Annotated in this window: 26 protein-coding genes; 10 read left to right on the top strand and 16 right to left on the bottom strand. The window is 68.7% G+C overall.

The window, feature by feature from the left end:
• The first annotated feature begins 405 nt into the window (after positions 1-405).
• The 6 genes from WT16_RS06940 to WT16_RS06920 all read left to right on the top strand — a co-directional run bounded on the left by WT16_RS06940 (position 406) and on the right by WT16_RS06920 (position 5,795).
• Complete coding sequence (locus WT16_RS06940; protein ID WP_006024324.1) at positions 406-786, top strand: hypothetical protein; 381 nt, start codon at positions 406-408, stop codon at positions 784-786.
• A complete protein-coding gene (locus WT16_RS34320) occupies positions 783-959 on the top strand; it encodes a hypothetical protein (protein ID WP_197486453.1) in 177 nt (58 codons plus the stop codon). The genes WT16_RS06940 and WT16_RS34320 overlap by 4 nt, the downstream gene beginning before the upstream one ends.
• Positions 960-1,243: 284 nt before the next feature.
• Entirely contained in the window at positions 1,244-2,686 is a 1,443-nt protein-coding gene (locus tag WT16_RS06935; protein WP_063532955.1) for an alkaline phosphatase, read from the top strand.
• Between the two features lie 31 nt (positions 2,687-2,717).
• Positions 2,718-4,121 carry an alkaline phosphatase gene (locus WT16_RS06930; RefSeq protein ID WP_006024327.1) on the top strand — a complete coding sequence of 468 codons (1,404 nt, stop codon included), beginning with the start codon at positions 2,718-2,720 and terminating at the stop codon, positions 4,119-4,121.
• Between the two features lie 5 nt (positions 4,122-4,126).
• On the top strand, positions 4,127-4,876 hold the full coding sequence (locus WT16_RS06925; protein WP_041861773.1) for a hypothetical protein: 750 nt from the start codon (positions 4,127-4,129) through the stop codon (positions 4,874-4,876).
• Positions 4,877-5,081: 205 nt separating this feature from the next.
• Positions 5,082-5,795, top strand: a complete 714-nt coding sequence (locus tag WT16_RS06920) for a copper homeostasis protein CutC (RefSeq protein WP_015600809.1) — start codon at positions 5,082-5,084, stop codon at positions 5,793-5,795.
• A gap of 87 nt (positions 5,796-5,882) precedes the next feature.
• Here WT16_RS06920 and bioB read toward each other — a convergent pair whose 3' ends face one another.
• The 10 genes from bioB to aceK form a co-directional block, all read right to left on the bottom strand.
• Entirely contained in the window at positions 5,883-6,893 is a 1,011-nt protein-coding gene (bioB, locus tag WT16_RS06915; RefSeq protein ID WP_015601451.1) for a biotin synthase BioB, read from the bottom strand.
• Positions 6,894-6,951: 58 nt separating this feature from the next.
• Entirely contained in the window at positions 6,952-7,674 is a 723-nt protein-coding gene (bioD, locus tag WT16_RS06910; protein ID WP_015602386.1) for a dethiobiotin synthase, read from the bottom strand.
• On the bottom strand, positions 7,671-8,855 hold the full coding sequence (bioF, locus tag WT16_RS06905) for an 8-amino-7-oxononanoate synthase (RefSeq protein ID WP_063532954.1): 1,185 nt from the start codon (positions 8,853-8,855) through the stop codon (positions 7,671-7,673). Before bioF ends, bioD begins: the two co-directional genes overlap by 4 nt.
• The gene (gene bioA, locus WT16_RS06900; protein WP_063532953.1) at positions 8,852-10,198 is read right to left on the bottom strand and encodes an adenosylmethionine--8-amino-7-oxononanoate transaminase; all 1,347 of its coding nucleotides are present in this window, start codon (positions 10,196-10,198) and stop codon (positions 8,852-8,854) included. Before bioA ends, bioF begins: the two co-directional genes overlap by 4 nt.
• A 456-nt stretch (positions 10,199-10,654) precedes the next feature.
• Positions 10,655-11,926, bottom strand: a complete 1,272-nt coding sequence (locus WT16_RS06895; protein ID WP_015602099.1) for a CocE/NonD family hydrolase — start codon at positions 11,924-11,926, stop codon at positions 10,655-10,657.
• A gap of 138 nt (positions 11,927-12,064) precedes the next feature.
• Positions 12,065-12,517, bottom strand: a complete 453-nt coding sequence (locus WT16_RS06890) for a YchJ family protein (RefSeq protein WP_063532952.1) — start codon at positions 12,515-12,517, stop codon at positions 12,065-12,067.
• A gap of 32 nt (positions 12,518-12,549) precedes the next feature.
• The gene (locus tag WT16_RS06885) at positions 12,550-13,227 is read right to left on the bottom strand and encodes an SDR family oxidoreductase (protein ID WP_063532951.1); all 678 of its coding nucleotides are present in this window, start codon (positions 13,225-13,227) and stop codon (positions 12,550-12,552) included.
• Positions 13,228-13,259: 32 nt separating this feature from the next.
• On the bottom strand, positions 13,260-14,453 hold the full coding sequence (locus tag WT16_RS06880) for an acetyl-CoA C-acetyltransferase (RefSeq protein ID WP_015601976.1): 1,194 nt from the start codon (positions 14,451-14,453) through the stop codon (positions 13,260-13,262).
• Positions 14,440-15,210: a carbonate dehydratase gene (gene can, locus WT16_RS06875; RefSeq protein ID WP_006024338.1), complete on the bottom strand. Its 771-nt coding sequence runs from the start codon at positions 15,208-15,210 to the stop codon at positions 14,440-14,442. The genes WT16_RS06880 and can overlap by 14 nt, the downstream gene beginning before the upstream one ends.
• A 35-nt stretch (positions 15,211-15,245) precedes the next feature.
• Positions 15,246-17,057 carry a bifunctional isocitrate dehydrogenase kinase/phosphatase gene (gene aceK / locus WT16_RS06870; protein WP_015601834.1) on the bottom strand — a complete coding sequence of 604 codons (1,812 nt, stop codon included), beginning with the start codon at positions 17,055-17,057 and terminating at the stop codon, positions 15,246-15,248.
• Between aceK and WT16_RS35550 the strand changes: the two genes are divergently transcribed.
• Positions 17,049-17,288 (top strand): hypothetical protein, encoded by a 240-nt coding sequence (locus WT16_RS35550; RefSeq protein WP_075644905.1) that lies wholly within the window; start codon positions 17,049-17,051, stop codon positions 17,286-17,288. The genes aceK and WT16_RS35550 overlap by 9 nt on opposite strands.
• Positions 17,289-17,353: 65 nt before the next feature.
• Entirely contained in the window at positions 17,354-18,433 is a 1,080-nt protein-coding gene (locus tag WT16_RS06865; protein WP_015600151.1) for an MBL fold metallo-hydrolase, read from the top strand.
• 213 nt (positions 18,434-18,646) lie between these two features.
• On the opposite strand, the gene WT16_RS06860 is transcribed toward WT16_RS06865, so the two are convergent.
• Positions 18,647-20,236, bottom strand: a complete 1,590-nt coding sequence (locus WT16_RS06860) for an ABC transporter substrate-binding protein (RefSeq protein ID WP_006024343.1) — start codon at positions 20,234-20,236, stop codon at positions 18,647-18,649.
• A gap of 247 nt (positions 20,237-20,483) precedes the next feature.
• Positions 20,484-20,900, bottom strand: a complete 417-nt coding sequence (locus WT16_RS06855; protein WP_015600951.1) for a MarR family transcriptional regulator — start codon at positions 20,898-20,900, stop codon at positions 20,484-20,486.
• Positions 20,901-21,112: 212 nt separating this feature from the next.
• On the opposite strand from WT16_RS06855, the gene WT16_RS06850 reads away from it, so the two are divergent.
• The gene (locus tag WT16_RS06850) at positions 21,113-21,826 is read left to right on the top strand and encodes an SDR family oxidoreductase (protein ID WP_043281960.1); all 714 of its coding nucleotides are present in this window, start codon (positions 21,113-21,115) and stop codon (positions 21,824-21,826) included.
• An 88-nt stretch (positions 21,827-21,914) separates the two neighbouring features.
• On the opposite strand, the gene WT16_RS06845 is transcribed toward WT16_RS06850, so the two are convergent.
• The 4 genes from WT16_RS06845 to argS all read right to left on the bottom strand — a co-directional run bounded on the left by WT16_RS06845 (position 21,915) and on the right by argS (position 26,116).
• A complete protein-coding gene (locus WT16_RS06845; RefSeq protein ID WP_006024347.1) occupies positions 21,915-22,694 on the bottom strand; it encodes an SDR family oxidoreductase in 780 nt (259 codons plus the stop codon).
• A 19-nt stretch (positions 22,695-22,713) separates the two neighbouring features.
• Positions 22,714-23,352, bottom strand: a complete 639-nt coding sequence (gene dsbA, locus WT16_RS06840) for a thiol:disulfide interchange protein DsbA (RefSeq protein ID WP_006024348.1) — start codon at positions 23,350-23,352, stop codon at positions 22,714-22,716.
• Positions 23,353-23,401: 49 nt separating this feature from the next.
• Positions 23,402-24,253 (bottom strand): SPOR domain-containing protein, encoded by an 852-nt coding sequence (locus tag WT16_RS06835; protein WP_015601198.1) that lies wholly within the window; start codon positions 24,251-24,253, stop codon positions 23,402-23,404.
• A 78-nt stretch (positions 24,254-24,331) separates the two neighbouring features.
• A complete protein-coding gene (gene argS / locus WT16_RS06830; RefSeq protein ID WP_063532950.1) occupies positions 24,332-26,116 on the bottom strand; it encodes an arginine--tRNA ligase in 1,785 nt (594 codons plus the stop codon).
• Between the two features lie 203 nt (positions 26,117-26,319).
• Between argS and WT16_RS06825 the strand changes: the two genes are divergently transcribed.
• A complete protein-coding gene (locus WT16_RS06825) occupies positions 26,320-26,643 on the top strand; it encodes a DUF1840 domain-containing protein (RefSeq protein WP_006024351.1) in 324 nt (107 codons plus the stop codon).
• Positions 26,644-26,675 lie beyond the last annotated feature (32 nt).

Genomic DNA, 26,675 nt, shown 5'->3' with positions numbered 1-26,675 from the left:
CTGCGAAAGTTCGTGAAGGGGTTTCTTGAAGTCGCGGCCTGATGTATTTGAAGCGCGATGCGCGGCGTGCGGGCGTTGCTGCAGCAAACGTAGGTTTGCAATGTGTCTGCGGAATTAATTGCGATTTTTGTTTGAGTTTTTGATTCGATCGGGCGTTGTTTCCTCTGCATGCGATCCGGCCTCGCGACGCGCTGCGAGCAACGCGCTCTTGGCTCGTGCATTCGAGCCTTCCAACGCCGCGGGCGGTTCGCGGGCGTTTGCGGACTCCTTTGCGCGTCACCGTGGACGCGACCGGCGGCGGCACGCCGTTGCATTTTGCGAACGCGAGGCCGAGAATGCGCTGAGGATTGCGATGCCGGGCCGGCATCAAGCGATCCCGTCATCGGCACAACGCGAAGAACAATCATGAAAAGACCGCTTTCGTTGACCGTCCTTGCGTGGTTCGTCATCGTCTCGAACGTGATCGGGCTGATCTCGCTGCCGCTTTCGCTGCGCGATCCGAATGCCGTCGCGATCCTGCGCTACTCGCCGCTGCCGCTCGAGGCGACCGTCGCGATCGCCGTCGTCAGCGAGGGGCTGCATCTCGCCGCCGGCGTCGCGATACTGAAGCGGCGGATCTGGGGACGCACGCTCTACGCGATCGTCGCGCTCGCCGGATTCGCGATCTCCTCATTCACGACGCCGTTCAAGGGCATGCTGATCGTCGTCGCCGCGCTGATCGCGCTGTTCCTGTTCATCCTGTATCGCCCGGCCGCGACGGCCTACTTCAGGCAGGCGGCGTCATGAACGTGCTGCGCAACGCGTTTGCCGCGCTGTTCCATGTGTTCGGCAGCTTCGTCGCGATCGCCGCGATGACGCTCGTCGTCTGGCTGCAGCCATCGATCTCGCCGCGGCTCGCGTGGATCGCGGCGCTGCTTGCCGTCGCGGGCTGGCGCCTCGCCGCGCGCGGCGGCGACTGACGCGCCGGCCCCGACGCGCGCGAAGCGAGGGCGCGAGCGCTGTCGCGCGTTCGGCGACGGCGGCTGACCGGCGCTCGTTCGTCGGGAAGGCGTGCATTGAAAACGTCCGCCGGGACCATTCGCGAAGAGGCATGCGTAGCCGACGGCCGGCGCAATCCGCCTTCCGCGCAAAACCATTCAATTGCCATTCCATGTTCTTTCAATTTAATTCACATTCGCGTCATATCGCCCCCGTATCGTCCTTGCGTTTTTGAAAGCAATCACACCAACGGGAAGCCGAAAACATGAAGCAGCGAGTGAGATTGGCCGCGCTCCTTTGCGCGAGCGTCTTCGCGGCGGCGGGCTGCGGCAGCGACGAGCCGAAGACGCCGGGCGCATCGGACGACGGCGCGCAAGCGAGTGCCGCGCGCAACGTCATCTTCTTTCTGGGCGACGGGATGGGGATGACGACGCTGACGGCCGCGCGCATCTACGCGGTCGGCGAGGACGGCGCGCTCACGCTCGACACGCTGCCCGAGACCGCGTTCGTGAAGACCTATTCGAACGATGCGCAGGTGACGGACAGCGCGCCGTCGATGTCCGCGTACATGACGGGCGTGAAGACGAATAACGAAGTGATCTCGATGACGCCCGACACGAAGGCGATCGAGCCGACCGCGAGCCTCACCGGCAACTGCGGCGCGAACAACGGCAAACCGGTGCCGACGCTGCTCGAGATCGCGAAGGCGAAGGGGCTCGCCACGGGCGTCGTCACGACGACCCGCGTCACGCACGCGACGCCTGCGGCGACCTACGCGCACGTGTGCCATCGCGACGCCGAGAACGACATCGCCGCGCAGCTCGTGCCGGGCGGCGCGGGCTACAACGCGGCGCTCGGCAACGGTGTCGACGTCGTGCTGGGCGGCGGCGCGCAGTTCTTCGTGCCGGAGGACGCGGGCGGCAAGCGCGCGGACGGCCGCAATCTCGTGAACGAGCTGAAGGCGAAGGGCTACGCGATCGCGCAGAACCGCGACGAGCTCTTCGCCGCCGATGCGGCGAAGAGCGGCAAGCTCGCGGGTCTCTTCGCAACGAGCCACATGAGCTACGACCTCGACCGCGGCGCGACGAAGGAGCCGAGCCTCGCCGACATGGCGACGCGCGCGCTCGACGTGCTGCAGAAGAACCCGAACGGCTATTTCCTGATGGTCGAAGGCGGGCGCATCGATCACGCGCTGCACGACACGAACGCGAAGCGCGCGCTGCAGGACACGGTGGCGTTCGACAACGCGATCAAGGCGACGCTCGACAAGGTTCGCCAGACCGATCCGGATCTGAAGAACACGCTCGTCGTCGTGACGGCCGACCACGACCACACGCTGGTGCTGAACGGCTACGCGGCGCGCACGGGCAAGACGGAAGCGGGCAAGCCGGGCGTGCTCGGCGTGCTGCGCAACTATCAGACGGGCGCGGTCGCGAAGGACGCGGACGGCGCGCCGTACACGATCATCGGCTTCGGCAACGGCGAGAACCGCGTGCAGGGCAGCCGCGCGGGCACGAGCCTCACCGACGCGGTGACGGGCGCGGACGACTATCGCCAGGAAGCGGTCGTGCGGATGGCGAAGGGCGGCGAGACGCACGGCGGCACCGACGTGTTCCTCGGCGCGATCGGCCGCGGCGCGGAAGGCTTTCACGGCGTGATCGAGAACAACAAGGTGTTCGAGCTCGTGCGCAGCGCGGCGCAGCTCTGAGCGCGGCTTGGACGGAACAGGGGAATACAGGATGTCGACTATCAAGCGCATCGCGGCGGCGGCGTTCGCCGCGGCGGCCCTCTCGGGCGGTGTCGGCCAGGCGGCGCACGCCGCGGGCCAGGCGAAGAACGTGATCTTTTTCCTCGGCGACGGGATGGGGCCGACCACCGTGACGGCGAGCCGCCTCTACAAGGTCGGCGAGGCCGGCCAGTTGACGATGGAGAAGCTGCCGCGCACCGCGCGCATCAAGACCTTCTCGAACGACGCGCAGACCACCGACAGCGCGCCGTCGATGGCCGCGTACATGACCGGCGTGAAGATGAACAACGAGGTGCTGTCGATGTCGTCGGACACGCGCGCGATCGCGCCCGGCAGCGACGCGAACGGCAACAAGACGGTGAACAACTGCGTCGCGGGCAACGGCAAGCCGGTGTCGACGCTGCTCGAGCTCGCGAAGGCGCGCGGCAAGGCGGTCGGCGCGATTACGACGACCGAGCTTACGCACGCGACGCCCGCCGCGACGTATTCGCACATCTGCCATCGCGACGCGCAGTACGACATCGCCGCGCAGGCGGTGCCGGGCGGCGCGGGCTACAACGCGGCCCTCGGCGACGGCGTCGACGTGCTGATGGGCGGCGGCCGCAATCACTGGACGCCGTACGATCCGGTCGCGAACAAGCGCGGCCGCGCGGACGGGCGCAACCTGCTCGCCGAGCTGCAGGCGAAGGGCTACGCGGTCGTCGCGACGAAGGACCAGCTCGCGCAGGCGGGCGCGGCCAAGCTGATCGGACTCTTCAGCACGACGAGCCATCTCGAATACGAGCTCGACCGCGTCGCGGGCAAGGGCGAGGGCGCGACGCAGCCGAGCCTCGCGGAGATGACCGCAAAGGCGATCGACGTGCTGCAGAAGAATCCGAACGGCTATTTCCTGATGGTCGAAGGCGGGCGCATCGATCACGCGCTGCACGGCACGAACGCGAAGCGCGCGCTCGAAGACACGGCGGCGTTCGACGAGGCGATCCGCACCGCGCTCGCGAAGGTCGATCTGTCGAACACGCTGATCGTCGTGACGGCCGACCACGACCACACGATGACGATCAACGGCTATTCGAAGCGCGGCAATCCGGTTCTCGACATCAGCCGCAGCTATCGCGACGGCCAGCCGAACAAGGACGCCGACGGCAACACCTACACGACGCTCGTGTTCGGCAACGGCGCGAACCGGCCGAACGTGCGCGCGCCGGTGGATTCGGCAACGGCGACGAACGACGCGTACCTTCAGGAAGTCGGCGTGCGGATGGGCAGCGCGGGCTCCGAGACGCACGGCGGCGGCGACGTGATGCTGTTCGCCGACGGCGCCGGCGCGAAGGCGTTCAAGGGCACGCTCGACAACACGAAGGTGTTCGGTCTCGTGAAGTCGGCGTTCGGGTTCTGAGCGCAATGGCCGCAATGCTGATGATGTCCGCGATGCAACGCGTCGCCGCGCGGCGCGCGTGCGCGGCGTTCGGCGCGGCGGCCATGCTCGCCGCCGCGCCGGCGATCGCGGCGCGCGCCGCCGCCCCCGCCCCGGAGCTCGATGCGGTGCTGCTGCACGAGAGCATGACGGTGAGCGCGGACGGCGTGACGCGCACCGTCACGTATCGGGAGCGGATGGTGCGCCGGGACGGGCACGTCTGGATCGAGCGCGTGCTGCCTGCCGGCGCAAAGCGCGCGGAAGCCGGCGATGCGCATGCGCACGCGGGCCACAAGCATTTCGATTTCGACGCGGCCGCGCGGCACGTGACGAACGACGGCGGCAAGATCGGCGTCGAATACGTCGATGCGGCGCAGCGCACGGTCGTCGCGGTGCCGCCCGCCGAGTACGAGACGACGGGCTTCGATGGCTCGTGGGACAACGCGTTCTACATCACGCCGCCGTCGCAACTGAAGCGCCTCGCCGCGAAGTCGAAGCCGGGGCCCGCGCCCGGCACGCGCTGGTATGAGCAGACGGTCGGCGCGCCGCGCGCGCAGGGCGTCAATCGCATTTTGTGGAGCGACGCGCTGCAGGCGCCGCTCGTCGTCGAATACCGCAGCGCGGACGGCCATGCATCGCGCAAGCTGACGCTCACGCCCGCGCCGCGCGCGAAGGCGCCGCCGTGGCGGCAACTGCAGTCGTATGCGCGCAAGGAGTATGCGGACTATCTCGATTGATGCGCGATTCGTTTTGCGCGTGAGACGCTGCGCTTCGCATGCGAGGCCGAACCGGTCCGGGCAAGGCGAAGCAACGCGGCGCAATCCGGCAAAGCGACGTGATGCGGCGCGCCGCCCCGCCGCACTCCGCCCGCTCGGCCGTTACACGCGCGTTCGCGCCGTCGGTTACGATGCTGGCTGGTTCAACTCCTCCCAGGGCGCTTGCATGCCAGCTTCCTCGATCCTTCTCGAAGTCATCGCGACGACGATCGGCGATGCGAAAGCCGCCGCCCGCGCGGGCGCCGACCGCCTCGAACTCGTGACCGCGATCAGCGAAGGCGGCTTGACGCCGAGCGTCGGCGTGATCGAAGCCGTCATCGCCGCGGCGCCGATTCCCGTGAACGTGATCGTGCGGCCGCACAGCCGCTCGTTCCACTATGACGCGAGCGAGCTCGCGGCGATCGCGCGCGACGTGCGCGCGGCCGTCGCGGCGGGCGCGAACGGCGTGGTGTTCGGAATGCTCGACGCGCACGGCGACATCGATCTCGACGCATTGCAGCGCATCGCCGATGCGGCCGACGGGCGCGACCTCACGTTCCATCGCGCGTTCGACGTCGCACGCGATCTGAACGCCGCGCTCGACACGTTGTTGCGCGTGCCGTCCGTCACGTCGGTGCTGACCTCGGGTGGGCATCCGTCGGTGCTCGATGCGCGCGACGTCGTCGCGCGGATGGTGCAACGCGCCGAGGGCGCGACGTGCACGGTGCTCGCGGGCGCGGGGCTCACCGTCGATGCGCTCGGCGATTTCGTGCGCGCCACGGGCGTGCGGGCCGTGCACTTCGGCTCGGGCGTGCGCGAGCGCGGCGACGTGCTCGCGCCGGTCGACGAGCGGCTCGTCGCGAAGGCGCGCGCGGCGCTCGATGCGGCGGCGCGGGGGTAGCACGTCGGTCGCGCGCAGCGTCGTGCGCCGTGCACGACGAAGGAAGCCGGGACCTCGCCCGGCTTGTTGCCTGGCCGCGGCCGACGTTCAGGCGCTCAACTGCGTCGCTTCGGCGGCCGACATCCCGAGCCGCGCGAGCAGCTTGCGGTCCGCTTCGGCGCGCGGGTTGCCGGTCGTCAGCAGCACGTCGCCGTAGAACATCGAATTCGCGCCGGCGAGGAAGCACAGCGCCTGCATCGAATCGTCGAGCTGCTCGCGGCCCGCCGACAGCCGCACCATCGCCTTCGGCATCGTGATGCGCGCGACCGCGATCGTGCGCACGAACTCGAACGGATCGAGCGCCTGCGCATTCTCGAGCGGCGTGCCCTCGATCGCGACGAGATTGTTGATCGGCACCGATTCCGGATACGGGTCCATGTTCGCGAGCTGCGCGATGAGGCCCGCGCGCTCGCGGCGCGATTCGCCCATCCCGATGATCCCGCCGCAGCACACGTTGATGCCCGCGTCGCGCACGCGCTCGAGCGTGTCGAGGCGATCCTGGTACGTGCGCGTCGAGATGATCTGCCCGTAGAACTCGGGCGACGTGTCGAGGTTGTGGTTGTAGTAGTCGAGGCCCGCTTCGGCAAGCGCCTTCGCCTGGTGCGCTTCGAGCATGCCGAGCGTCACGCACGTCTCGAGGCCCATCTCCTTCACGCCGCGGATCATGTCCTTGATCGGTTCGATGTGCCGATCCTTCGGATTGCGCCACGCGGCGCCCATGCAGAAGCGCGTCGCGCCGTTTTCCTTCGCGGTGCGCGCGGCGGCGAGCACGGCGTCCACTTCCATCAGCTTCTCCGCCTTCAGGCCGGTTTCGTGGTGCGCGGATTGCGAGCAGTAGCCGCAGTCTTCCTCGCAGCCGCCCGTCTTGATCGACAGCAGCGTCGAGAGCTGGATCGCATTCGCATCGAAGTGCTCGCGGTGCGCCTGCTGTGCGCGGAACAGCAGATCGTTGAACGGCAGCTCGTAGAGCGCGATCACGTCGGCGACGCGCCAGCGCGGCGCGGCGGGCGCGGCCACCGGCGTTTCGGTCGTCGCGGGAGCGGTTTGAGCTTGAGTCATGTCGGTCATCCTTCGGTCAGGGATCGATTCGAAAAATCGGCGATGAGCGGGCGAAACGTCAGCGCGGCGCGGCCGTGCGCAGCGCATGCAGCAAGCGGTTCACGTCGAGCGCCTTCGACGCCGCGTCGGGCGACGGCGGGCTCATGTGCGCGATGTCGCCGAGAAGCGGCGCGCGGTGCTCGCGTTCGAGCCATGCGCGCAGCGTGCCGACGTTGTCGTCGGCGAAGTTCATCGCCGGATCGACGCGGTTCGCGACCCAGCCGGCGATCGCGAGGCCGCGCGCGGCGATCGCGTCGGCGGTGAGGAGCGCGTGGCTGATGCAGCCGAGCCGCACGCCGACGACGAGCACCACAGGCAGGCCGAGCGCGACCGCCAGATCGGCGGTGTCGCGCGCGCCGGTGAGCGGCACGCGAAAGCCGCCGACGCCTTCGACGACGACGACGTCCGCCCTCTCGCACGCGCGGCGATGCGCGCCGACGATCATGCCGATGTCGAGCGTCACCCCTTCGCGCGCGGCGGCGATGTGCGGCGCGGCGGCCGCCTCCAGCAGGAACGGTGTGCGGATTTCCGGGGGCAGCGCGACGTTCGCGGCCGCGTCGAGCTGGTCGGCGTCTTCGTTGCGCCGCACGCCGTCGCGCTCGTACGCGCCCGCGGCGACCGGCTTCATCGCAGCCGCGCGCAGCCCAGCGCGCGCGAAGCCGCGCAGCAGCGCGGCCGACACCAGGGTCTTGCCGATCCCGGTATCGGTGCCCGTCACGAACAGCGAAAGCGGCGCACTCATGCGGCGGCCTCGACCCGTGTGACGAGCGCCGCTTCGAGGCGCGCGAGATCGTCGAACGAATGCGCGGCCGACAGCGAGATCCGCAGCCGCGACGTGCCGGCCGGCACCGTCGGCGGCCGGATCGCGGGCACCCACAGGCCCTGCGCGTCGAGCGCGGCCATCGCGGCGAGCGTCGCTTCGTTGCTGCCGATCACGAGCGGCTGCACGGCCGTGTGCGAATCGACCGGCCGCCAGGGCGTTGCGCGCAGGATCGCGCGCGTGCGCTCGATCAGCGCGCCGAGATGCGCGCGGCGCGCGTCGCCTTCGTCGCCCGCGATGATCGCGAGGCTCGCGGACACCGCGCACGCGACGGACGGCGGCGCGGCCGTCGTGAAGATGTAGCTGCGCGCGCGCTGCACGAGCCATTCGATCACGGTCTCGTGCGCGACGACGAACGCGCCCGCGACGCCCGCCGCCTTGCCGAGCGTGCCGACGCAGACGAGGTTCGGCGAGCGCAGCCCGTGCGCGGCGAGCGCGCCGCGGCCTTGCGGGCCGAGCACGCCGAAGCCGTGCGCGTCGTCGACGACGAGCCATGCGCCATGCGCCTCGGCGAGCGCGACGAGGCGCGCGAGCGGCGCGACGTCGCCGTCCATGCTGAACACGGTGTCGGAGACGATCAGCTTCGCCGGCGCGTCGCAGGCGCGCAGGAGCATCTCGAGCGCGTCGGCGTCGCCGTGCAGATAGACCTGCACGTTCGCGCGCGACAGCCGCGCGCCGTCGATCAGCGACGCATGATTGAGCGCGTCGGAGAAGATCGTCGCGCCGCGGCCCGCGAGCGCGGTGAGCGCGGCGAGGTTCGCCATGTAGCCGGTGCTGAAGTAGAGCGCGCGCGGCGCATCGGAGAAGCCGCCCGAGAACGCGGCGAGCTCGTCCTCGAGCGCCGCGTGCGCGCGCGAGTGGCCGCCGAGCAGATGCGAGCCGCCGCTGCCCGAGCCGTAGCGGCGCGCGCCTTCGGCGAACGCTTCGACGAGGCGCGGATGCGCGGCGAGCCCGAGATAGTCGTTGCTCGCGAAGCCGACGATCTCGCGGCCGTCGACGCTCATGTGCGCGCCGCACGCGGTGTCCGCGATGCGGCGGCGGCGGCGCAGCCCTTGCGCGTCGATGTCGGCGAGGCCGCGTTCGAGCGTGGCGAGCAGATTCATGCGTGAGCCTCCGAAAGCGTGGCGTCGAGCGTCGCGCGGGTGCGCGAGGCGAGCCATTCGATCTCGCCGTCGTCGAGGATGTAAGGCGGCATCAGATAGACCGTCGTGCCGATCGGGCGCAGCAGCGTCTCGCGCGCGAGCGCGTGCCCGAAGAAGCGGCGCGGGAACGTCTGCGCCGCATCGCCTTCGAGCGCGACGTCGAACGCGAAGATCGTGCCGCGCTCGCGCAGGTGGCGTACCTGCGGATGCGACGCGAGCGGCGCGAGCGCGTCGCGCATCAGCGCGGCCTTGCGCGCGTTTTCGGCAAGCACGTCGTCTTCGTCGAACAGATCGAGCGTCGCGACGGCCGCGCGGCACGCGAGCGGATTGCCCGTGTACGAATGCGAATGCAGGAAGCCGCGCGTCACGTCGTCGTCGTAGAACGCGTCGAAGATCGCGTCGCGCGACAGCACGAGCGACAGCGGCAGATAGCCGCCGCTGATGCCCTTCGACAGGCACAGGAAATCGGGCCACACGCTCGCCTGCTCGCACGCGAAGAACGTGCCGGTGCGCCCGCAGCCCACCGCGATCTCGTCGGCGATCAGATGCACGTCGTGCGCGTCGCACAGCGCGCGCAGGCCGCGCACGTATGACGGATCGTGCATCGCGAAGCCCGCCGCGCACTGCACGAGCGGCTCGACGATCAGCGCGGCGATCTTCTCGCCGCGCTCGGCGAACAGGTGCTTCACGTCGCCGAGCGCGCGCGCGGCCACGTCGGCCGCCGTTTCGCCGTCGCGCGCGCCGCGCGCGTCCGGCGATGCGACGACGTGCGCCGTGCGAATCAGCGGATCGTATGCGTCCTTGAACAGCGCGACGTCGGTGACGCCGAGCGCGCCGATCGTCTCGCCGTGATAACCGTTCGCGATGCAGACGAATTCGCGCTTGTCGCCGCGGCCGCGATTGCGCCACGTGTGGAAGCTCATCTTCAGCGCGATCTCGACGGCCGATGCACCGTCCGACGCGAAGAACGCATGGCCGAGCGTGTGCTGCGTGCGCGCGGCGAGCCGCTCGGCGAGCTCGATCGCGCTTTCGTGCGTGCAGCCGGCGAGCATCGCGTGCTCGAGCGTGTCGAGCTGCTGCTTCAGCGCCGCGTTGATGCGCGGGTTCGCGTGGCCGAACAGGTTCACCCACCACGAGCTGATCGCGTCGAGATAGCGGTTGCCCGCGCGATCGAACAGCCACGCGCGTTCGCCGCGCGCGACGGGAATGAGCGGCAGCCGCTCGTGGTGCTTCATCTGCGTGCAGGGATGCCAGACCGCGCGCAGGCTGCGCGCGACCCAGTCGTCGGTTGCGTGTGTGCTCAAGGACTGCTCCGGGACCAGAACGCGTCGAGGGCGCGCGAAGCGCCGCTCGTTCATGCGGGATCGACAGCGAGAACGCGTGCGATCGGATGGCGAAGAAAACGCGTGTGCAAATCGAAAACCGGCGCTGAGATTAGCGTGTTTTGCGCTCGGCTGCAGTACTCGTTACAAAACGCCGGAGCCTTGTCGGACGCGGAGTTCGGCGCATTTCGCGGCGTCTCGCGACGGTTCGGGGCAGATCATCCGAATACGCGGGAGAAGACGACGGCAAAGAGTCGCTACCTGTCGGACGGCAACCGTGCGAGCGGCGGCCGAAAAACGTCTGACGACTCGAAAAGAGGGCGCGTGCGATGCGCGATGTCGCGTCGATGTGAAGAAAGAACCTGGAGAAAACGGCGGGGAAGGAACGCGCGGCGCGTCGCCGTCGACCGGACGGCCGGTATCGTCAGGCGCGGCCGGTCAGCGGCTCGCGAGCGCGCGCGCCGCGCTCGTCGATTCGTCGGCCGTTTGCGTGCCCGCGTCGCGCCACACGACGCGCTCGTCGACCGCGTACAACTGGCATGCCCCCGCGCCCTGCTTGCGGCAGCCTTCGAGCGCGAGCGCCATCGGATCGTCGCCGCCTTCGGCCCACGACCATGCGCCTTCGCTCGACACCGCGAACGCGCGGCTCGGATGCTGCGCGAGGAAGCGGCGATACGCGGCGCGGCCGGCGTCGTCGATGAAGGGCACCGCTTCGACCGATTCGATCGCCGCATAGCCGCTCGCCTTCGGCTCGTGCGGATTCGCGACCGCGTAGCGCACCGACGTCGGCAGGCTCAACTGCGCGAGGAACGACGCGACGGGCGGCCACCAGATCGGCACGCCGTCGCGATCGACGATGATCCGGTGCGCGTCGTCCTTGTATCGGCCGAAATCGACGAAGAGCGTGCTTGCGCCGTGCGACATGTACGCGTCGCGCAGTTGCGCGACGAGCGCGGGCGACCACACCGAATCGTTGTCGCCGTACAGCCACAGCGAGGGCACGTGCGTGCGCGAGCCGTACGTGTCGAACGCGCTGACGAGGTTCTTCTGCCAGCCTTCGCAGAGATCCTGGCGCAGCCCGCCCGAGAAGTTGATGATCCCGCGCACGCCGCGCGCGGCCTCGGTGCCGTATGCGAGCGACACGAGCCCGCCGTGCGACGTGCCCGCGACCACGACGTGCTTCGCGTCGACATAAGGCAGCTTCGACATGTAGCCGAGCGTCGCGGCGACGTCGCGCGCCTGCGCGACGCCGTTGCGCTCGACGTCGCAGCCTTCCTGGACGTACGCGCCGCCCGAGCCCGCGAAGCCTTCGCGGTTCGGCGCGACGACCGCGTAGCCGCGCCGCACGAACTCGCGCGCGAACGACAGCGGCCGGCTGCGCGGCTGCGCGCGCAGGTCGCCGGGATTCTTGCCGTGGTTGAAGACGACGAGCGGGAACGGGCCGGGGCCGTCCGGCTTGAACACCGTCGCCTCGAGCGTGATCGTGCCGGCCGCGTCGACCGGAATGCGGATGATCGTTTCGTTGAGATTCGCGGCGACGGGCGGCAGGCCCGAATCGCCGTAGTCGAAGCGCTCGGCGTTCGCGAGCGCGCCGGATGCGCGCGGCGCGGCGGCAGACGCGGACGGAACGTCGGACGCAAGCGTGCCGGCCTGAGCGGCCGACAGCACGCATGCCGCGATCCATCCCGTCATCACCTTGCCGAATGCCATGCCCGAGCCCACCCACGCGAGTTGCGCCAAACGTGGGCCATCCTAGCCTGACAAATTTCGGTTGTGCAACGCCGTAATTACCCGGCCATGCCGAAATGTGTCGCCGAATCCGCAGAACTGCGAAGCGATGCGATGGACTCAGCGCTCGCTTACATCGCCGTCGACGTAACGCCACGCGCCTTGCGCGTCGCGCGTGAACCGGCTCGTTTCGTGCATCCGGTGCGCGCGGCCGCCGATTTTGTAGCGCGCGACGAATTCCACTTCGGCGTGCGTATCGTCGAGCTGCACATGGCGCTTGATCGCGAGGCCGAGCCAGCGCGGCGCGTCGGCGCGGCCGGCATCGGCGTCGAGATCGGGCGGGCAGGTGCGCGCGTCCCAGGTCGCGCGCAGGTAGTCGGTTGCGCCAAGTACGTATGCGCTATAGCGCGAGCGCATCAGCTCGAGCGCCGTCCTGGCGGTGGCGTGCCCGTCGATCAGGCGTGCGCAGCAATCCGCGTAGCGCGGCGCGCGCGCATTCGCATTCGCGCCGGGCGCGGCGCCGCCGCACGGGCAATCGAGCGGGCGCCCGGAGACGTTCGTCGCGGCTTGCATCGTGATTCGAGGAACGAGGCGGCGCGGCCGGCTCACCAGCCGAGCTCGACGCCGTCGTATTGAAAGAAGCGGCCGTTCGCGTGTTCGCGGTCGCCCGCCGCCTGCGCGATCACGCGGCGCATGCCGGCGACGCTCGTCTGCGGATCGAGCGCGGCCTGCGCGCCGCCCATGTCGGTGCGCACCCAGCCCGGATGCAGCGCGATGCAGGCCGCGTGCCGCGCCTGCAGCGACGCGATCCGCAGCGCGTCGTTCACCGCTGCCTTGCTCGCGCGGTAGAGCCAGCCTGTCGTGCCGGTCGCCTCGCTGATGCTGCCCATCTTGCTCGACAGCACCGCGAGGACACCGCGGCTCGCCTCGACGAGCGGCAGCAGGATCGGCATCAGCAGCATCGGGCCGAGCACGTTCGTGTGCATCACCGCATCGAAGTCCTCCGCGCCGACGGGCTCGACGCCCGCCGTGCGCGGACCGTACACGCCCGACACGACGACGGCCGCGTCGAGCGCGGTGTCGCCGAGCCGGGCGTCGAACGCCGCGATGTCGTCGGGCTGCGCGACGTCGAGCGTGAGCGCGCGCGCGCCGAGCACATCGAGCGACGCGAGCGACGCCGCGTCGCGCGCCGTTGCGATCACGCGCCAGCCGTCATGCAGATACTGGCCGACGAACTCGCGGCCGATGCCGCGCGATGCGCCGACGATCAATACGGTCTTCATCGAAGGACTCCTGTTCGGGTGCGTGGCGAAGGTCAGATCAGTTCGATGCCCATCGCGGTCGCCTCGCCGCCGCCGATGCACAGGCTCGCGACGCCGCGTTTGCCGCCGCGCGCGCGCAGCGCGCCGATCAGCGTGACGAGGATGCGGGCGCCCGACGCGCCGATCGGATGGCCGAGCGCGCACGCGCCGCCGTTCACGTTGACCTTGTCGTGCGGCAGGTCGTGCTCCTTCATCGCCGCCATCGTGACGACGGCGAACGCCTCGTTGATCTCGTACAGATCGACCTCGGCCGCGCGCCAGCCGTTCCTGTCGAACAGGCGCCGGATCGCGCCGACGGGCGCCGTCGTGAACTTCGACGGCGCTTGCGCGAACGTCGAATGGCCGACGACGCGCGCGAGGGGCGCGAGCCCGAGCCGGTTCGCCGTCGACGCGCGCATCATCACGAGCGCGGCCGCGCCGTCGGAGATCGACGACGAATTCGCGGCGGTCACGGTGCCCGTCTTGCTGAATGCGGGCTTGAGCGTCGGGATCTTCTCGGGGTTCGCCTTGAACGGCTGCTCGTCGCGCGCGATCACCGTGTCGCCCTTCTTGCCGGCCACCGTCACGGGCGCGATTTCCCACGCGAACGAGCCGTCCTCGTTCGCCCGCTTCGCGCGCGCGAGCGATTCGATCGCGAACGCATCCTGCGCCTCCCGCGTGAACGCGTATTCGCCCGCGCATTCCTCGGCGAACGTGCCCATCAGGCGGCCCTTGTCGTAGGCGTCCTCCAGGCCGTCGAGGAACATGTGGTCGAGCACCTGGCCGTGGCCCATGCGCATGCCCGCGCGCGCCTTCGGCAGCAGGTACGGCGCGTTCGTCATGCTTTCCATGCCGCCCGCGACGATCACGTCGACCGAGCCCGCGACAAGCATGTCGTGCGCGAACATCGCCGCGCGCATGCCCGAGCCGCACATCTTGTTGACCGTCGTGCAGCCGACCGAAAGCGGCAGCTTCGCGCCGAGCGCCGCCTGCCGCGCCGGGGCCTGTCCCTGCCCCGCGGGCAGCACGCAGCCCATCACCGCTTCGTCGATCTGCTCGGGCTTGAGGCCCGCGCGCTCGAGCGCCGCGGCGATCGCGGCCGCGCCCAGTTGCGGCGCGGCGAGCGACGCGAAGTCGCCCTGAAAGCCCGCGATCGGCGTGCGCGCCGCCGACGCGATGACGATCGGGTCCTGATCAACAGCCGTCATGTTTCGTCTCCTTGATGGTTTGGGCAATGAGATCGGCCGCACCGGCGAGCTGCGCCGCGTCGGCCGCCACGACGTCATTGTCCGCCGAATGCGCGCCTTTTGCCGAGAGCGCGCCCACTGCGCGGCGGTACGTCGCATCGAGTTGCCCGGGATGCGACACGGCCATCCCGAGGTTGCGCATCCGGCCGTCGTGCACGCCGTACACGAGCGCGTGCACGGTGATCGGCTGGCCGCGCGCCCACGCGTCGTTCACGATCGTCGTGCGGCACACGTTGACGACCTGCTCGATCGCGTTGAGCTCGATCAGACGCCGATAGCGCGCTTCGCCGAGCGGCCATTCGCCGAGCAGCGCCGCGTGCTTCTCGCGCACGTCCTGCACGTGATGCAGCCAGTTGTCCGCGAGCCCGACGCGGCGGCTGTGCAGCGCCGCGTTCACGCCCGAGCAGCCGTAGTGGCCGACGACCATGATGTGCTTGACCTTCAGCAGGTCGACCGCGAACTGGATCACCGACAGGCAGTTCAGATCGGTGTGCACGACGACGTTCGCGATGTTGCGGTGGACGAACACCTCGCCCGGCGGCAGGCCGATGATCTGGTTCGCGGGCACGCGCGAATCGGAGCAGCCGATCCACAGATACTCGGGCGCCTGCTGGTCGGCGAGGCGCGAGAAGTATTGCGGATCGACGGCGAGCTTGCGCTTGACCCAGGCGTCGTTGTTGTCGAACAGATGCGAGAGCGGATGGTCGTTCGTGTTCATCTCAAGTGGGTTCCGTGGGATGAAAAAGGCGCGGCTCACGCGGCGGCGCGCTTGCCGTCGTCGGCCGCGGCGCCTGGCGCGAAGCGCTCCGGATAGCGGATGCAAAAGCGCAGCGCCGGCTCGTAGGCGAAAAAATCGGGCAGCTCGCCGCGCAGCAGGCGGTCCTTGCTGTCCTGCCAGAGCTGCGGATCGAAGAAATCCGCGTGATGCGCGATGAAGTGCTTGCGCACGCGCGGATCGCCGAGCAGGAACGGCGCGTAGGTTTCCGGGAAGATGTCGTGCGGGCCGACCGTGTACCACGGCTCGTCCGACATCTCGTCTTCCTCGTTGCGCGGCGGCGGCACGCGGCGGATGGTGCAGTCGGTCAGATATTCGATCTCGTCGTAGTCGTAGAACACGACGCGCCCGTGGCGCGTCACGCCGAAGTTCTTGTACAGCATGTCGCCGGGGAAGATGTTCGCCTGCATCAGCTCCTTCACCGCGTTGCCGTATTCGCGCACGCCGTGCTCGATCTCGGCGTCGCTGCCGTTCTGCAGATACAGGTTGAGCGGCACCATCCGGCGCTCGATGTACAGGTGCTTGATGACGAGGTTGTCGCCCTCGTATTCGATCAGCGACGGCACTTCCTTTTCGAGCTCGCGCACGAGCGCGTCGTCGAGCCGCGCGAGCGGCAGCGCGACGCTCGAGTATTCGAGCGTGTCCGCCATCCGGCCGAGACGGTCGTGGCGCTTGACGAGCAGGTACTTGCCCATGATCTGCTCGCGCGTCGTCTCCTTCGGCGGCGGGAAGTGATCCTTGATCATCTTGAACACGTACGGGAACGACGGCAGCGTGAACACGAGCATCACGAGGCCCTTGATGCCGGGCGCGATGATGAAGCGGTCGCTCGAATGCGACAGGTGATGCAGCAGATCGCGATAGAACAGGTTCTTGCCCTGCTTCTGCAGGCCGACCGACGTGTAGATCTCCGCCTTCGGCTTGCCCGGCATGACCGAGCGCAGGAACTGCACGTAGGCGGACGGCACGTTCATGTCGACGAGGAAGTACGAGTGCGAGAAGCTGAAGATGATCTTCAACTGATCGCGGCGCAGGAGCACCGTGTCGAGCGCGAGAAGGCCCGCGCGCACGTGGCGGATCGGCATCGCGAACGGCAGCACGCGGTCGCCGTTGATGATGCGGCCGACGACGTACGCGGTCTTGTTCCGATAGAACAGCGACGACAGCACGTGGATCTGGAAATTCACCGCTTCGTCGAACGCGCCGAATTCGTCGTGAATCGCCTGCATGATGCACGCGATGTCGCGCTCGAGATCCTCGAACGGCGGGTTGAGCTGGAAGTTCGTGACGATCCGCTCGAGCGTCGCGGCGAGCCCCTCGCTGCCCGGATAGTACGCGCGGTACGTCGGCTTCGCGGCGGGCTCGTCGTTCTCGATGTATTCGGTCGAGATCGCCGGGCGCACGAAGATGAAATCGTTGTTGAAGTACGCGCGATGCAGGATCTTGCAGCACACCGAATTGAAGAACGTCTCCGCGCATTCGGGCTGGCGGTGCGACGTCAGCAGGCCGATGTAATGCAGCTTGATCTGCGGCCAGACGTCGTTGCCGATGTTCTCCGCATCGTATTCGTCCTCGAGCAGCTCGACGCATTCGCGCACGCGGTCGTCGTACGACGTGATGCGCTCGCGCGCGAGCCGCTGCAGCCCGTGCCAGTCCGCGCGCTCGAACAGGCCCTTCGCCTCGACGGCCGCCTCGCGGAAGATCCGGTAGTGGCGATCGAAGTTTTCGAGGATCGTCTGCGCGACGTCGAAGCCGATCTGCGAGGACAGCAGTTTGGGAAAATGATTCATCGTGCGCGGGCTCACGGGCGGAAAGCTCACGCCATTTTAGCGCCGGGCGGGCGCGCTTTAGCCAATGCGGGGCGATTCGGCGCAGGCGGCCGCTTCGGGCGGCCCGGCCGGTTCGGCGACGTTCCGCGACGTTTGGCGGATCTTTTCGCAACGATCGGGGTTCGCGCGGGATCGTGGCCCGATCTTTTTTCCGGGGCGCGAAGGCGGTCCGGCGCACCTTCCGCGCGTTGAGCGATAGAATCGGTTCCGGCCGGCGCCGCGCCGCGGGCCCGACGACAACGCAACGAGACCCCCCGATGAACGCACTGGAACACCAACTCGATTACCCGTTCGCCGACACGCTGCCCGAGCCGGGCGGCTTCGTCGAGGTCGCGCCGGGCGTGCGCTGGTTGCGCATGCCGCTGCCGTTCGCGCTCGATCACATCAATCTCTGGCTGCTGCGCGACGAGATCGACGGGCAGGCGGGCTGGACGATCGTCGACTGCGGGATCGCGTCGGCGCAGATCAAGGCGCATTGGGAGCGGATCTTCGATGCGCACCTGGACGGGCTGCCCGTGCTGCGCGTGATCGTCACGCACTGCCATCCGGATCATTTCGGACTCGCGAACTGGCTGTGCGAAGGCGGCGCGCGCGCGCGCTGGAACGTGCGGCTGTGGATGACGCTCGGCGAATACCTGTTCGGCTGCCTGATGGCGGCCGGCAACGGCTCGAACGCCGGCGGGCCTGCCGCCGCCGACCATTTCGCGCGGCACGGCCTCGCCGATCCGGCCGCGCTCGACAAGCTGCGCAACCGCAGCAGCTACTTCGCGGACCTCGTGCCCGCCGTGCCGCCGCGCTACCGGCGGCTGCGCGAAGGCGACGCGCTCGCGATCGGCGCTCGCGAATGGCGGGTCGTCACGGGCTACGGCCATTCGCCCGAACATTGCGCGCTCCACTGCGCGGCCGACGGCGTGCTGATCTCCGGCGACATGGTGCTGCCGCGCATCTCGACGAATGTGTCGGTGTTCGATCTCGAGCCGGAGGCGAACCCGCTCGCGCTGTATCTGGACTCGCTCGGCCGCTACGAAGCGATGGCGGAGGGCACGCTCGTGCTGCCGTCGCACGGCAAGCCGTTCCGCGGCGTGAGGACGCGCGTCGCGCAGTTGCGCGCGCATCACGATGCGCGTCTGGCCGAAGTGCGCGCCGCCTGCCGCGAGCGGCCGATGAGCGCGGCCGATATCGTGCCGATCATGTTCAAGCGGGGCGGGCTCGACATTCATCAGATGACTTTCGCGCTCGGCGAGGCGATCGCGCACCTGAACCTGCTGTGGCTCGCGGGCGAGCTCGCGCGCGACGCGGGCGCGGACGGCGTGATCCGGTTCCGGCACGCGCGCTGACGCGGCGGGCGGCGCCGCGCCGCCGTCGCTTTGCGGCGCGCACGAAGCGCACGAAGCGCAATGCGCAGCGGCGAGACCAGCCGGGGAAGGCTCAGTCGTTCACCTGGCGGCTCTGAATTCGTCGGATGAGAGATGCGCGGAGCAGGGCAAGCGCCGCGCGATGCGGCCCGGCGCGTGTCGTTGCGCGCGGGCCGCAGCGGGGGCGTCGCAGCGTTACTGCACCGACACCGCGTCGAAATGCTGTCGCCCGAACGGGCTCACGCGATAGCCGGCGACGTTCGGCCGCGTGATCGCAGCGGCGGTCGGGTAGCCGAGCGGAATCCACAGCGCCTCGTCGTGGATGATCTTCTGCGCGGCTTCGTACAGCTTCGCGCGCTTCGCCTGGTCGGCGGTTTCCTTCGCGTCGGCGATCAGCTTGTCGAGCTTCGGATCGCAATAGCGCGCGAAGTTCAGGCCCGACTTCACCGAGTTGCAACTGAATTGCGGCGTGAGGATGTTGTCCGGATCGCCGTTGTCGCCGGCGAAGCCCATGAACAGCAGATCGTGCTGGCCGAGCTTCGCCTGCTTGATCAGCTCGCCCCATTCGATCACCCTCACATCCGCCTTCACGCCGATCTTCGCGAGGTCCGCCTGCAGCAGCTCCGCGCCCGCCTTCGGGTTCGGGTTCAGCACGCTGCCCGTCGGGCGCACCCAGATCGTCGTCGAAAAGCCGTTCGGGAAGCCCGCCGCGGCGAGCAATTGCTTCGCCTTCGCCGGATCGTGCGGATACGGCGCGATCGATTTCGCGTAGCTCCACGTGTTCGGCGGATACGGATTCGTCGCGGGCGTCGCGGTGTTGTCGAACACGACCTTCAGGTACGTCGCGCGATCGAATGCGAGATTGAGCGCCTCGCGAACCTTGTCGTTGTCGAGCGGCTTCTTCTGCGTGTTGAGCGCGACGAACGCGGTCATGAACGCGGGCGCCTCGACGACCTTCAGCGCGCGATCGGCCTTCGCCGCCGCGACGTCCTGCGGCTTCGGCGACAGCGCGATCTGGCATTCGCCCGCCTTCACCTTCTGCGCGCGCACCGACGGATCGGGCGTGATCGCGTAGATGAGGCGCTCGACCTTCGGTTTCGGCCCCCAGTACGTCGGGTTCGCCTCGTAGCGGATCACCGCGTCCTTCGTGTAGCTCTTCAGCACGAACGGCCCGGTGCCGACCGGCTTCGCGTTCAGATCCGTCTGCTTGCCGGCCTTCAGCAGTTGATCCGCGTACTCGGCCGAATAGATCGACGCGAAGCCCATCGTCAGGAGCGGCGCGAACGTCGCGTTCGGCTCGGTCAACTCGAACTTCACGGTCGAATCGTCGACCTTCGAGACCGCCTTCACGAGCTTCGTGAGCCCCATCGACTGCGCGTGCGGAAAGCCGCTCGCGCCGGCGACCTTGTGCCACGGATTCGCGTCGTCGAGCATCCGGCTGAACGTGAAGACGACGTCGTCGGCATCGAGCGCACGCGTCGGCTTGAAGTAGTCGGTCGTCTGGAACGCGACGTTCGGGCGCAGATGGAACGTGTACGTGAGGCCGTCGGCGCTGACGTCCCATTTATCCGCGAGCGCGGGCACCACTTTCTTCGTTGCTTCGTCGTACGACACGAGCGTGTTGAAGACGACGTCGGCGGACGCGTTCGTCGTGACGAGCGAGTTGTACTGGACGACGTCGAAGCCGTCCGGGCTCGACTCGGTGCAGACCGTCAGCGGTTTCGCGACGGCGACGGCGGATGCGGCGGCGACGAGCGCGGCAGCGGCGATGTGCGTGAAGCGCATGAGATCTCCCACGTGGCGTAATTCTGTCGACGGCGGGCGGCAACGCCGCAGCGGCCGCACGCCAGCGGGATAGCATACCGTCAATGGGCGCTCGACGTTAGCCGGCGTCGGCGCGCGTCGCGCCGCGGCGCCGGAACCGCCGCCGCAGCGGCGCACCGCCGCGGGCGAGCGGCGTTACGTCAGCTCGATCGCCAGCGCGGTCGCCTCGCCGCCGCCGATGCACAGGCTCGCGACGCCGCGCCGCGCGTCAGTGCGAGAGCGCCTCGGCGAGCGCGAAAATCCCGGCGTCGAGTGCCTGCATGTTCCGCTTGCCGATGCGGCGATACACGTCGTTCTGCGCGGCCTCCCAATCGACGCGGGCCGCCTTGTACAGCGCGGTGCCCTTCGGCGTGAGGCGCCAGAGGCGCACACGCTGATCGTCGCCGGATTCGGCGCGCACGAGCTGATTCGATTGCAGCGTCGCGAGTGTGCGGCTCAGCGTGGTCTGGTCGAGCAGCAGGCGCGTCGCGAGCTCGCCCGTCGGCAGCGTGTCGCTGCCGTGCAGCGCCGCGAGTATCGTGAATTGCGTGATGCGGATGCCGTGTTTCGCGAGATGCGCGTCATAGAGCGACGTGATCGCGCGCGTGGCCTGGCGCAGCGTGCCGCAGTGGCACGGGAGTCTCATCGGAGCGTCGCTCATCGTGGGTCCTTCGGAATCGTTCGTCGATGGCGAACATTCTATGACGTACAAAATGCATATGCATGGTTTTGTGCCGAGCAGCCAATGCATTTCGGCGTAACATCTGGCCATGACGTATTGCTGGAGGGATCGATGCGTATGCATCGATTCAGCGGCGAGAGCCGCGCGAATCCGTGGTCTTGTTGGAGAGAATCGAGATGAAACTGGATGATGCTGTCGTATTGGTGACTGGCGCGAATCGCGGCCTGGGGCTCGCATTCGTCAACGGGCTGAAGGCCGCCGGCGCGAGGAAAATCTATGCGGCCGCGCGCGACCCGGCGCGCGTGACGACGCCCGGCGCGCAGCCGGTGCGCCTCGACGTCACGCGCGCGGACGACGTCGCCGCCGCCGCGCGCGATCTGCGCGACGTCAATCTGCTCGTCAACAACGCAGGCATTTTCCGGATGGGCTCGCTTCTCGCGGATGCGGACGGCGGCGGGCTGCAGGCGCAGCTCGACACGAATTTCTTCGGTCCGCTCGCGATGGCGCGCGCGTTCGCGCCGGTGCTGCGCGACAACGGCGGCGGCGCGATCGTCAACGTGCTGTCGGTGCTGTCGTGGCTAGGCTTGCCGGGCACGGGCGCATACGGCATTTCGAAGGCGGCCGCATGGGCCGCGACGAACGCGATCCGCAACGAGCTGCGCGAACAGGGCACGCGGGTTCTCGCGCTGCATTCCGCGTACATCGACACCGACATGGTCGCGCACGCGCAGGGCGTGCCGAAGAATCGCCCGGAGGACGTCGTCCGGCAGACGCTCGACGCGCTTGCGGCGGGCCGCGACGAAGTGCTCGTCGACGCGTTGACGCGCGACGTGAAGGCTGGGCTGTCGGCCGATCCGGCGGTCTACACGCAGCCGCCGGCGGGCGCGTGACGGCGCGGTGAGCGGCGCGCGCCGGTTGCGCTGGCGCTGCGGGATGGATGCATGAACGGCGCGGCGCGGATCGGCGCCGCCGCCCCGCTCAGCCCGCCTTCGCCCGAGGCTTGCGCGGCGCCTTCTCGAACAGGCGGTCATACAGCCAGCGCGGCATCACGTGAAGCAGCTTCGCGACGACGCCCATCTGCCACGGAATCACGCGAAACGCGGTTTTTTGCGAGATCGCGAGCGCCGCGCGCTTCGCGAAGCGGTCCGCGTCCATCAGGAACGGCATCGGATACGGGTTGTGCTCGGTCATCGGCGTGCGGATGTAGCCGGGCGCGATCGTCACGACCGCCACCTGCGCGGCCCGCAGCTCGACTCTGAGCGCCTCGAGATACTTGATCGCCGCTGCCTTCGACGCGCTGTACGCGCCCGAGCCCGGCAGCCCGCGCACGCCGGCGACGCTCGCGATGCCGACGAGCGTGCCGCGCCGCGCGGCCGTCATCGGCGCGATGAACGGCTCGAACGTCGCGATCATCCCGTAGTAGTTGACGTCCATGATCTCGCGGAACGCGGCGAGATCGCCTTCGCCCGTGATCGCGCCCTTGCTGATGCCGGCGTTCGCGATCACGACGTCGGGACACCCGTGCGCGGCGACGAAGCGCGACGCGGCGAGCGCGAGCGCATCGGCGTCGCGCACGTCGGCCGGGTAGATCGAGATCGCGGCCTTGGGGAAGCGTTGCGCGAACTCGGCGAGCGCGTCGGCGCGCCGGGCGACGAGGCCGAGCGTCGCGCCGTGCCGCGCGTATTCGGCGGCGAGCGCGAGGCCGAGCCCGCTGGACGCGCCGGTGATGAAGACCTTGAGCGGAGGAGGGGCGTTCATGCCGGCGCGAGGGGGGGGATTACAGCTTTTTGTCCTGCACTTGCTTGACGAGGAAATCGAGCACTTGCGCGGTGCCTTCGAGGCTGTTCGTGTACGCCGGGCCCGTCTTGTACTTGCCCTGGACGACGATCGTCGGCACGCCGTCGATGTTGTAGCTCTTCAGCAGCTCGGCCGACTGCTTCACCTGGCCCTGCACGCTGAACGAGTTGTACGCGTCGAGGAACTTCTTCTTGTCGACGCCCTGCGTCGCGAGGAAGTCGGCCTGCGCCTGCGGCGTCAGCAGGTAGTTCTTCTCCTTGTGGATCGCGTTGAACACGGCGGGCGTGACCTTCTCGGAGACGCCGAGCGCCGACAGCGCGTAGAACAGCTTCGAGTGCGGGACGAAATCGTCGCGGAACGCCACCGGCACGCGCTTGAACGCGATCTTGTCGCCCTCCTTCTTCACCCACGCCTCGACCGTCGGCTCGAACTCGTAGCAGTGCGGGCAGCCGTACCAGAAGAACTCGATCACCTCGACCTTGCCTGCGGGCGCCGACACCGGCTGCGGCGACTTCATCACTTCGAAGTCCTTGCCGGTGACGGGCGCGGACGGCGACGCCTGTGCGAAGCCCGCGACGAGGCTCAGGGACAGGAACAGCGAGCTAAGCAGTTTTTTCATGTTCGAACGTTCAATCGGTTGCGTGGGTAGCGAAGTCGGACGGCGCGGCTTACTGCTTCGTAAAGCGGATCACAGCGGTATCGACTCCCGCATCGGACAGCCGCTGGCGCGCGGAGTTCATGTCCTCGAATTTCGAGAACGGCCCGATCCGCACGCGGAAGTAGGTGACGCCGCTCACGTCGCGCTTGGACACCTTCGATTCGAAGCCCTGGAAGCCGAGGCGCGCGCGCTGCTGCTCGGCGTCCACCTCGGTCTTGTACGCGCCCACCTGCAGGAAGTAGCCGGTGTTCGCGTCGGCGCCCGGCGTCGGCGCCGGCTTCGCGGCGGCCGTCGTCGCCGACGACGCGCCCTTCGGCGCCTGTGCGGCCTTGGGCGGCGTCGCCGCGCTCGCCTGCGCGTTGTTGTTCGCGACGTGCGGCGCCGAGCTGCCGTTCGCGGCCGTCTGCGGCTTCTTCGCGGGCGGCGGCGTGAGCTCGGCGGGCTTCGGCGCGACGGCGACGCCGTTGTCCGCGGCGTTGTTCGACGCGCTCGGCGAGCCGTTGCCGTTGTTGTTCGACGACGGCACCTCGACGATCTGCGGCTCGGGCAGCAGCGGCGGCTGGCTCGGGTTCGCGGCCTGGCCGGGCGCCGTGTTGGGCGGCGCGGGCTGCGCGGCCTGCGGCGTCACCGGCTGGCCGGGCGTCTTGCCCTGCAGCGCGCGATTCGGATCGAACTGCTGCGGCTGGCTCGCGTTGTTGTCGGCGGGCGGCGCGACCTTCGAGACGAACGGCGACGGCGCGCGGGTGATGTAGAGCGCCACCACTACCGCGATGGCCAGGCCGACGATGAGGCCCAGCACGATACCAAGAAATGTTCCTCCGGCTTGTTTCGATTGCTTCGACGTTCGGCGTGGTTTTGCCATTGCTTGAGTCACCTGCGAAAGATTTCGTGAAACAGCCGCGACGCGCTGCGCCGCGGCGCTTGGCCGACGGCCTCGGCGTTACATCTTGCTGGGCGCGGATACGCCGAGCATCGCGAGACCGTTTTCGAGCACCTGGCGCGTCGCCGCGAGGAGCGCGACGCGCGCGGTGCGCGGCGCTTCTTCGTCGACGAGAACGCGCTCCGCATTGTAGAACGAGTGAAACTCGCTCGCGAGCTCGCGCAGGTAGAACGCGACCGCATGCGGCGCCAGCTCGTTCGCCGCGTGCGCGAGCACGTCCGGATACTCGGCGAGCTTCTGCATCAGCGCCATCGCCTGCTTGCTGTCGAGCGGCGACAGCTCGGCGCCCGGCAGCAGCGCGTCGGTCGCGCCGTAGCGCGATTTCCATTCGTTGAGCACCGAGCAGATCCGCGCGTGCGCGTACTGCACGTAGTAGACCGGGTTTTCGTCGTTCTGTTTCAGCGCGAGATCGATGTCGAACACGAATTCGGTGTCCGCTTTGCGGGAAATCAGGAAGAAGCGCACCGCGTCTCGGCCGCGCGTGATCGTCGCCTCGTCGAGCAGCTCGGGTGAGGCTTCCGAGCCCGGCGTCGCGCCGCCCGACCATTCGATCAGGTCGCGCACCGTCACGTAGCTGCCCGCGCGCTTCGAGATCTTCACTTCCTGGCCGTCGCGCATCACCGTGACCATCTTGTGCAGCACGTAGTCGGGGTAGCCCTTCGGAATCCCGACGTGCAGCCCCTGCAGGCCCGCGCGCACGCGCGCGATCGTGCCGTGGTGATCCGAGCCCTGGATGTTGATGACCTTCGTGAAGCCGCGCTCCCATTTCGTCACATGGTACGCGACGTCCGGCACGAAGTACGTGTACGTGCCGTTCGTCTTGCGCATCACGCGGTCCTTGTCGTCGCCTTCGTCGGTCGTGCGCAGCCACAGCGCGCCTTCCTGCTCGTAGGTCATGCCGGCCTCGATCAGCGCGTCCACCGTCTTCTCGACGCGGCCTTCCGTGTAGAGCGACGATTCCAGGTAGTACTGGTCGAACTTCACGCCGAACGCCTTCAGGTCCATGTCCTGCTCGCGGCGCAGGTAGGCGACCGCGAACTTGCGGATCGCCTCCAGATCCTCTGCGTCGCGCTTGCCCGTCACCGGCTCGCCGTCGCTCGCCGCGACGGTCTCGCCGTTCAGGTAGTCGCGCGCGATGTCGGCGATGTACTCGCCGTTGTACGCGGCTTCCGGCCAGCCGGCGTCGCCGGGCTTGAGGCCGCGCGCGCGCGCCTGCGTCGAGATCGCGAGATTGCCGATCTGCACGCCCGCGTCGTTGTAGTAGAACTCGCGGTGCACCGCGTAGCCCTGGCTCGCCAGCACGTTCGCGAGCGCGTCGCCGAGCGCGGCCTGCCGGCCGTGACCGACGTGCAGCGGGCCCGTCGGGTTCGCGGACACGAATTCGAGCAGCACGCGCTTGCCGCGCTCGCGCTCGGACGCGCCGAACGCGCGGCCTTCGGCGAACACCGCGCCGATCACCGCCTGCTTCGATGCGGGCGTGAGGCGCAGGTTGATGAAGCCGGGGCCGGCGATCTCGGCCGCGGCGACGAGGCCCGCCGCCGCGGGCTGCGTGGTGAGCGCCGCGACGATCCGTTCGGCGAGCTGGCGCGGATTCGCGCCAAGCGGCTTCGCGAGCTGCAGCGCGACGTTGCACGCGACGTCGCCGTGCGCGGCGACCTTCGGGCGCTCGAGCGCGATCGCGGGGAGGACGAACGCGGCGTCGGCGTCGCCTTTCGACGCCTGGACGACCTGCTTCACGCTGTTTTCGAGCAGGGTTTCGAGAGTATGTTTTTGGGCAGGCAGCATGCTGGTCGAGGATATCGTTGGCGGCGGTCCAGCGTGACTGGGGCGCCGTCGCGCCGCAGGGCGCGCGTTTCAGGGATCGCTGAATTTTAACAGGTGCTAATATGCCGCTCAGGTGCTACGCGCCCCCGACGTTTGTTCAGCGCGCCGGCCGGGCGTCCGTCGCGGACGTACGGCGAGCACGACAAGATGAAAAGGGAATTGTCATGATTACGTTCAAAAGCAAGGCGGCACAGGATCTGGATGTGCTGAAGGATTTCGCGGTCTACGTGCTCGGCCTCGTCGGCAAGCAGCTCGGCGAGCGCGGCGTGATCACGTTCGATGAGCTCGACGGCGCGATCGCGAAGCTCGAAGACGCGGTCAACCAGGCGAAGCAGGCGCGGGCCGAGCACGCGGGCCACTTCCATGAAGACGAGCCCGACCATGCGCACCACGAAGTGCCGCCGAGCCTCGCGCAACGCGTCGCGCCGTTCCTCGTGATGCTGCGCGAGGCGAAGGCGCAGAACGCCGACATCCACTGGGGCTTCTGAGCACCGTTCGTCGGCCCTCCGGCCCCCGGAAA

The sequence above is a fragment of the Burkholderia sp. MSMB1589WGS genome, assembly GCF_001636105.1.
Classification (GTDB): Bacteria; Pseudomonadota; Gammaproteobacteria; order Burkholderiales; family Burkholderiaceae; genus Burkholderia; species Burkholderia humptydooensis.
This window is presented reverse-complemented; position numbering and strand designations above follow the sequence as displayed.